General features: G+C 59.8%; 7 protein-coding genes. All 7 read left to right on the top strand.

All coding sequences use genetic code 11. The features are described 5' to 3' along the window. The first annotated feature begins 241 nt into the window (after positions 1–241). From L2A60_RS19270 to L2A60_RS19240, 7 genes are read left to right on the top strand one after another with little or no spacing between them, the layout of a single operon-like run. Positions 242–1180: a proline iminopeptidase-family hydrolase gene (locus tag L2A60_RS19270; RefSeq protein WP_235706088.1), complete on the top strand. Its 939-nt coding sequence runs from the start codon at positions 242–244 to the stop codon at positions 1178–1180. Positions 1181–1184: 4 nt separating this feature from the next. Next, complete coding sequence (locus L2A60_RS19265) at positions 1185–2852, top strand: ABC transporter substrate-binding protein (protein ID WP_235706087.1); 1668 nt, start codon at positions 1185–1187, stop codon at positions 2850–2852. Continuing rightward, positions 2852–3916 (top strand): ABC transporter permease, encoded by a 1065-nt coding sequence (locus L2A60_RS19260; RefSeq protein ID WP_235706086.1) that lies wholly within the window; start codon positions 2852–2854, stop codon positions 3914–3916. The genes L2A60_RS19265 and L2A60_RS19260 overlap by 1 nt, the downstream gene beginning before the upstream one ends. 16 nt (positions 3917–3932) lie before the next feature. Next, complete coding sequence (locus L2A60_RS19255) at positions 3933–4910, top strand: ABC transporter permease (RefSeq protein WP_235706085.1); 978 nt, start codon at positions 3933–3935, stop codon at positions 4908–4910. Then, the gene (locus L2A60_RS19250) at positions 4903–5946 is read left to right on the top strand and encodes an ABC transporter ATP-binding protein (protein ID WP_235706084.1); all 1044 of its coding nucleotides are present in this window, start codon (positions 4903–4905) and stop codon (positions 5944–5946) included. Before L2A60_RS19255 ends, L2A60_RS19250 begins: the two co-directional genes overlap by 8 nt. A gap of 2 nt (positions 5947–5948) precedes the next feature. After that, positions 5949–6941 (top strand): ABC transporter ATP-binding protein, encoded by a 993-nt coding sequence (locus L2A60_RS19245; protein WP_407932575.1) that lies wholly within the window; start codon positions 5949–5951, stop codon positions 6939–6941. 20 nt (positions 6942–6961) lie between these two features. Beyond that, on the top strand, positions 6962–7903 hold the full coding sequence (locus tag L2A60_RS19240) for an acetamidase/formamidase family protein (RefSeq protein WP_235706082.1): 942 nt from the start codon (positions 6962–6964) through the stop codon (positions 7901–7903). Positions 7904–8031: the final 128 nt, after the last annotated feature.

Raw genomic sequence — 8031 nt, 5'->3', positions numbered from 1 at the left:
CCAGATCACCGCCTCGATCATCCTGATCGTGTTCAGCGTGGTGATCCTGCTCATCGCGATGAACTCCGGCATTCCCGATCCCGAGGAAGCCAAGGCGACCATCCTCGCCGGCGAACCGGAACTTCTGTCGGAGGCCGGTGAGTAGTGACTTCTCAAGAAGCGCCGGGCGTGCTGAAGATGTCAGCGCAGAGTACATCCGGGCCGGACCGTGCTGGCCGTGGCCGGTATGAGGATCTCATCCATGTCTTCATCAGATACTCCTGTAAGCGAGGATTTTGTACCGTTTCGGGAACACCGCACCTGGTACCGAATCACCGGAAGCTTGCGAGGAACGTTTCCGCCGTTGGTCATCCTCCACGGTGGACCCGGCGCAGCGCACGACTACGTTGATCGTTTTAAACTTCTCGCGGGCCCTGAGAGGGCTGTAATTCACTACGATCAGATCGGTTGTGGCCGCTCGACACATTTGCCGAACATCGGCCCGGATTTCTGGACCATCGAACTGTTCCTGGAGGAACTGGACAATCTATTGGTCCATCTCGGGGTTTCGGGGAACTACGATCTCCTTGGCCAGTCCTGGGGTGGCATGCTGGCCGCAGAGCACGCGGTTCGAGAACCGGTGGGATTGCGGGCACTGATCATTGCGAATTCGCCGGCCTCGATGGTAACCTGGGTCGAGGAGGCGAACCGTCTTCGGGCGGAATTGCCGCCGGACGTCCAGAAAACGCTGATCGAGCACGAGAAGACTGGGACGACGGACAGCGTGGAATACCAGAACGCCGTGCAGGTATTCTACGGCCGGCATCTATGCAGGATTTCCCCTTGGCCCGCCGAACTCATGCGCAGCCTCGATCAGATAGAGGCCGATCCAACCGTCTACCACACCATGAACGGGCCAAGCGAGTTCCACGTGATCGGCTCGCTCAAAACCTGGTCGATAGAGGCCCGATTAGACCGTATCATGGTCCCGACTCTTGTCATCTCGGGCAAGTATGATGAAGCGACTGAACTTGCCGTTCGCCCATATGTCGGCCTGATCCCTTCAGCAATCTGGGGTTTCTTCGAAAACTCGAGCCATACGCCACATATCGAAGAAACTCGGAAATGCATGGACATGATCTCAAGCTTCCTCGGAGACCCACACGACTATGTGAAATCACGAAACAAACACCGGAGGTGACAGAATGAAAACGCCCAAGATTGCTTCGATTGCACTCGCCGCCATGAGTGTGGTTGGCGGCCTTTCTGCCCCAGCGATCGCGCAGGCCGCGGTCAAAGGGCATTATGGTGGCACATTGCGGATGGTTGCGTCCGCGGCTGCGGGAACCCTCGATCCGCAGATCAATTATACCCTCCGTTTCTGGCAGATTTTGCCGATGTTCTATGATGGGCTGGTCGGCTTCGAAAAGGCCGGCGGCAAGGCGGCCTTCAAGATCGTCCCCGATCTTGCGACGTCGATGCCGAAGATCACGAATAGCGGCAAGACCTACATTTTCACCCTCCGCAAGGACATCAAGTTCTCGAATGGTCAGCCGGTGACGGTCCAAGCCGTCAGGCATTCGTTTGTGAGGCTGTTCAAGGTCCTCAATCCGAACGTCGGCACGTGGTACGACGTGATCGCCGGCGGCCGCCATTGCGTGAAGAGCCCGTCGACCTGCACGCTACCGGGCGTCGCCATCGACCCGAAGACGAATACCGTGACGTTTCATCTTCGGCACCCGGATGCCGAGTTCCTGGACCAACTGGCGGTGCCATTCGGCTCGATCCTGCCGGCAAATACTCCGGACAAAGATATGGGGACAGTATATATTCCGGGAACCGGCGCGTACATGGTCAAGAAATACGAACCCAGCACCGAGATGGTGATGGTGCGAAACCCGTATTTCAGGCAGTGGAGCAAGCTCGCACAGCCGAAAGGCTATCCGAATAAGATCGTCTATCGGTTCGGTCTCACCCCGAATGCGCAGGTCACGGCCGTCGAGAACAACCAGTATGACTGGATGTATAATCCGATCCCGCTCGATCGGCTGCAACAGATTGCCGCGCAGTACAAGAGTCGGTTGGAGATCCATCCATTGCTCGCATTCTGGTATGCGCCGATGAACACCCGCATGAAACCCTTCAACAACCTGGATGCGCGTCTTGCGGTGAGCTATGCGATCAACCGGGCCGACCTCGTCAAGTTGTTCGGTGGTCCTGCCTTGGCGACGCCGACCTGTCAGATCCTGCCGCCGGGAATGGCAGGCTACAAGCCGTATTGCCTGTTCACCAAGAACCCCGGAACCAAATGGACGGCACCCGACATGGCAAAAGCCATGATGTATATGAAAAAATCCGGGATGGCTGGTCAGAAGGTGACAATCATCACCCAGAATGCCGACCCTAACCATGCTGTCGGGATTTATCTTCAGAGCGTGCTCGATAAGCTTGGCTTCAACGCCAAGGTCAAAGGAATTTCATCGAACCTGCAGTTCACTTACATTCAAAATTCGAACAACCATGTCCAGATCAGTGTCACGGTCTGGTATCAAGACTATCCGGCGCCGTCCGACTTCCTGAAGGTCCTGTTCGGATGCACGTCCTTTCATCCAGGCTCGGACAATTCGATCAACATCTCGGCGTTCTGCAATGACAAGATTCAGAAGCAGATGGATGCTGCCGAGATTCTCTCGATCAAGCATCCGAAGCAGGCCGACAAAATGTGGACCAAGATCGATCAGCAGATCACCGATCTTGCGCCGGCGGCGCCTTTGTTCAACCCGAAACACGTGGACTTCGTCTCGGCACGGCTGCATCATTTCGTGTTCAGCGGGCAGACCTATTTTGTCCCCGACCTTGCCTGGGTGCATTGATGGCGAGCGAGATCGGCGCTGCGATTTCGGATCAGGATTACGCGAGGGTTCTCGATGCATGGACGGCGCCGGAACTTCCGGCGTCGGCCGCCCAGGGATACTGGCACGCTGCGCTCGCCAAGGTTCGGCGGAACCGTGCAGCGATGGTCGCCGTCGTCGCTCTTTTTCTGTTCCTGACGTCGTGCGTCATGGCGCCTCTCTACGCTCACCTGGTCGCGCACATCAATCCGTTCAAATCGAATCTCGACGGCACGGTGCTGATCGGCGGCAAACAGGTGCCGGTCATGCAGTCGGCGAGCAACGGGCTCGGCGTTACGCCGGTCGGCCCGACATGGCGGTTTGGGCCATACATGCTTGGCGCCGACGGACAGGGGAGAGACGTTGCCGCGCGGCTGCTCTATGGCGGTCGCGTTTCGCTTCTCGTCGGCGCTGCATCGACCGTAATCTGCCTGTCCTTCGCCGTACTTCTCGGTATCGCAGCAGGATTCTACGGCGGCATCATCAACCGCGTGATATCGGTCATGCTCGATATATTATGGGCTTTTCCGATATACTTGCTGGCGATTTCGCTATCGATCATCCTGATCAATTCCGGCATCAGGATCGGACCGCTCGTCGTCCATTCGGACGACCTGATCCTGCCGATCGCCATCATCGGGATCATCTATGTACCTTATGTCGCGCGACCGATACGCGCCCAGGTAATGACGCTGCGCCGGAGCGATTTCGTCATGGCGTCGATCTGTCTCGGCGCTTCCGACCTGCGGATTCTTCGGCGGGAAATCCTGCCGAATGTCGCCTCCACCCTGATCGTTTTCACGCCGATCATGATGGCGCTCAACATCATCACGGAAGCGTCACTTTCCTTTCTTGGCATCGGCGTTCAGCCACCGAGCGCAAGCTGGGGGACAATCATTCGCGATGGAGAGCATCTTCTCTACACCCGCCCGCTGGTTTCCATAGCGCCAGGGCTTGCGATCGTCATCACCGTGGTGGCGCTGAACATCCTCGGCGACGCGCTCCGCGACGCGCTTGACCCGCGCGCGAAACTGACGCTCCATTGAGGAAGGGAGCGGCACGATGTCTCTAGGGTTCACGATCGTCAAGCGCCTCGCACACATGGTGTTCGTGATGTTCGGCATCAGCGTTCTGGTGTTTTTGATCTTTTTCGCAACCCCTGGCGCCGATCCGGCGGCGCGGATCGCCGGGCGCAACGCGTCTCCGCAGACGGTGGCGCTGATCCGCAAGGAGTTCGGCCTCGATAAACCTCTCCCGGTGCAGTACCTTCGGATGATGGATCGGCTGGTCATCCGGCGCGACCTCACCTCCTACGTCAATCTGGGGGAAAAGGTGGTGCCGACGATCTTTCGGGCAGCACCCGTCACCTTGTCGCTGGTGTTCGGCGCGGCGGTCATCTGGATCGTGTTTTCCATTCTGGTCGGTGTGCTGGCCGCAGCGTTCAAGGATCGAACGCTCGATCGTCTGCTGATGATTCTGAGCCTGATCGGAATTTCGATTCCGGTTTTTTGGCTCGGCGAAGTCGTCAATCTCGTGTCGCAGGGGCTTCTGCACAATACCTGGCTGTTCTCCTGGGTGCCGCCGCTGGGCTATGTGCCGCTGCACCGCGACCCGGCGCTCTGGTTCAAATCCCTCGTGCTGCCCTGGTTCACCCTGGCGCTCGCATTCATCGGGATCTACGGTCGCGTCCTGAGAGCCAACATCGTCGAGGCGATGCAGGAAGACTACATCCGGCTGGCCAGGGCGAAGGGCCTGCCGGAGGCCCAGGTTCTGATCCGCCATGCATTGCGGTGCTCGATGATCGCGATCTTCACGCTGTTCGGCCTGGATTTCGGCGCATTGGTCGGTGGCGGCGCATTGCTGACCGAGGTGGTGTTCGGACTGCCGGGGGTCGGTTATCTGACCTATCAGGCGCTGACCAATCTCGACCTGCCGATGATCATGGCCACGGTGACCTACGCGTCATTCTTCGTCGTGTCGGCCAATGCGATGGTGGACATACTCTATTCGGTTTTCGATCCGCGGGTTCGCAATGACTGAAGCGACGGCAACCGATCCGGCAGTGCCCCTGCTCGCGGTGGATAACCTCCGCGTCTCCTTCCGGACCGCCCGCGGAACGGTGAGAGCCGTGGATGGCGTGTCGTTCCGGCTGGGTCACCGCGAAATCCTCGGGATCGTGGGAGAGTCGGGGTCGGGCAAGTCCGTGTCGCTGATGGCGATGATGGGGCTCATCAATGATCCGAACGCCGTCATCGAAGGGTCGATCAAGTTCCAGGGCCGCGAATTGATCGGGCTCGGTGCGCGGGAGATGCGCCGGCTTCGCGGCGGCCGGATCGCAATGATCTTTCAGGACCCGATGACCGCCCTGACGCCTGTCTATACGGTCGGCCGGCAGATCGTCGAGCAACTCAGACTCCACACCGATCTGTCGACCGGGGCGGCGAGAAACCGTGCCGTCGAATTGCTCGAAGCCGTCGGCATCCCTGGCCCGAAGGATGTGATCGACCGCTATCCGCACCAATTGTCCGGCGGGATGCGTCAGCGCGTCGTCATCGCCATGGCGCTGTCGTGCAATCCGGCTCTCATGCTGGCCGACGAGCCGACGACGGCGCTCGACGTGACCGTTCAGGCCGCAATTCTCGACCTGGTCCGCAAGCTCCGCAAGGATTTCGGCTCCTCGGTCATTCTGGTGACCCATAACATGGGCGTGGTCGCGGAGATCGCCGACAAGGTCGCCGTCATGTATGCTGGAAGAATCGTTGAACATGCCGATACGCCCACCATGTTCCGAACCCCCTGGCATCCCTACACCTGGGGGCTTCTGGACTCGATTCCACCGATTTCCGGCGCCCGTCCGCGCCGGTTGTCCTCGATACAAGGTGCGCCGCCCTCGCTCCAGCGGCTTCCGCCGGGGTGCAGTTTCGCGCCAAGGTGCCAGTACAGAAGCCGGCGATGTGCGGTGAAACCTCCAATGATCGGAGAACCCGATCATCGGGTCGCTTGCGTTCTGGAGCCCGGTGAACGGCGCGAAATCGTGCGAAAGCCCGCCCAACAGAATGACGAGATTCCGTCATGAACATGCTGACCGGCGCCACGGGGAGAGTCCTTCTCGAAGCCAGGTCGGTGAGCAAACGCTTCAATGTCGGCAGCCGGATCGTTCCCGCATTGCGAAAGACGGTCCATGCGGTCGATGGAGTGTCGCTCCAGGTAGTCAGGGGCGAGACGCTCGGAATCGTCGGTGAATCCGGTTGCGGGAAATCGACTCTCGGTCGCTGCCTCGTGCGTCTTCATGAGGTCTCCGAGGGGGAGATCATTTTCGAAGGCAGGGATATTACCCGCCTGTCGCGCCGAGCCCTGCGTCCGATCCGGCGCAAGATCCAGATGGTCTTCCAGGACCCCGCGGCGTCGCTCAATCCGCGCCACCGGGTTCGGGATGTCGTGGCCGAGCCGCTCATCATTCACGAATTCGGCACCCATTCCGAAATCGACGCGCGGGTCGTCGAACTTCTGCGGGTCGTCGGCCTCAGCGCGGATCACCTCGAACGGTTCCCCCACGAGTTTTCCGGCGGGCAACGCCAGCGCATCGGCATCGCGCGGGCGATTGCCCTTGAACCGGATCTGGTCATCGCAGATGAGCCGGTCTCGGCGCTCGACGTTTCGGTGCAGGCGCAGGTCGTCAACCTGTTCCAGGATCTCCAGGAACGGCTGGGGCTGACCTATATTTTCATCGCGCACGATCTCAGCGTGATCCGGCAGGTCGCAAATCGCGTCGCGGTCATGTATCTCGGATCGGTCGTCGAGACCGGACTGACCGAAGCCGTGTTCGATCATCCGGCGCATCCCTATACCCAGGCCCTGATTTCGGCGGTGCCGGTTCCCGACCCGGATCGGGCGCATCGCGGCAGACGCATCCTGCTGAAAGGCGATGTTCCGAATCCGGCGGCGCCGCCTTCGGGTTGCCGGTTTCATCCGCGCTGCTCCTACGCCCAGGCCACCTGCCGGGACGTGCGCCCGGCGTTGACGCGGATCGGCCCGCATCGCGAGGTCGCCTGTCATTTCCCGCTGGTTTGATTGCATGATCGAGGGATCCCATGTCGCAGAATACGTACACGGTTCACCGGAACCGCCATCATCATGGCTGGAACAACGCATTCGCTCCCGTGCTGCGTGTCGCTCCGGGAGATGTGGTAACCATCGAGACGATCGACTCGTCGGGCGGACAACTCACCAAGCATGCGACACTTGAGGATCTGAAAACCCTGGATTTCGACAAAGTCAATCCGGTAACCGGGCCGATCTTCATCGATGATGCCCGACCCGGTGACGCCCTCAAGATTACCATCGAGCAGTTTGACCCATCGGGTTGGGGATGGACCGCCAACATTCCGGGGTTCGGCCTCCTGGCCGAGGATTTCCCGGACCCGGCGCTTCACATCTGGCACTATGACACCTCGTGGCGAACACCTGCGGCATTCGGACACATGGCAAAGATCCCGCTGAAACCGTTCGCGGGAACGATCGGCGTCGCGCCGGCCGCGAGCGGCCATCATTCGGTCGTGCCGCCACGTCGCTGTGGCGGCAACATGGATATCCGTGACCTGTCCGCCGGCACTGAGTTATATCTTCCGATCGAAGTCTACGGCGCCCTGTTTTCGGTGGGCGACACCCATGCCGCCCAGGGCGATGGCGAAGTCTGCGGAACCGCCATCGAGAGTGCGATGACGGTCACGCTCAGGTTCGACCTCATCAAGGGAACAGATCTCAAGTTCCCGCGTGCGACACTGCCGGGGCCGATCACCCGTCACAACGATTCGGCGGGCTATGAGGTCACGACGGGGATCGGTACTGACTTGATGCAGGGTGCGCGGGATGCTGTCCGCGGAATGATCGACCTGCTCGCGATGCGATACGGTTTCAGCCCGATGGACGCCTACATGCTGTGCAGCATCGCTGCGGATCTCAAGATCAGCGAACTTGTCGATCGGCCCAATTGGGTGGTCAGTCTTTACCTGCCGCGTCTGGTTCTTGAATAGAAAAGTGTAAAATCGCGTCCAATTCTGATGGTGTGGAACGCCCCCACCCAACCGCTGGCGTTCGCTGCGGCCGAACTGCGGTAGGATGCCGAACCGTCAACATAGGAGGGTGTATCCATGGAATGGAT

It is taken from the genome of Acidiphilium iwatense, assembly GCF_021556475.1.
Taxonomy (GTDB): Bacteria; Pseudomonadota; Alphaproteobacteria; order Acetobacterales; family Acetobacteraceae; genus Acidiphilium; species Acidiphilium iwatense.
This window is presented reverse-complemented; position numbering and strand designations above follow the sequence as displayed.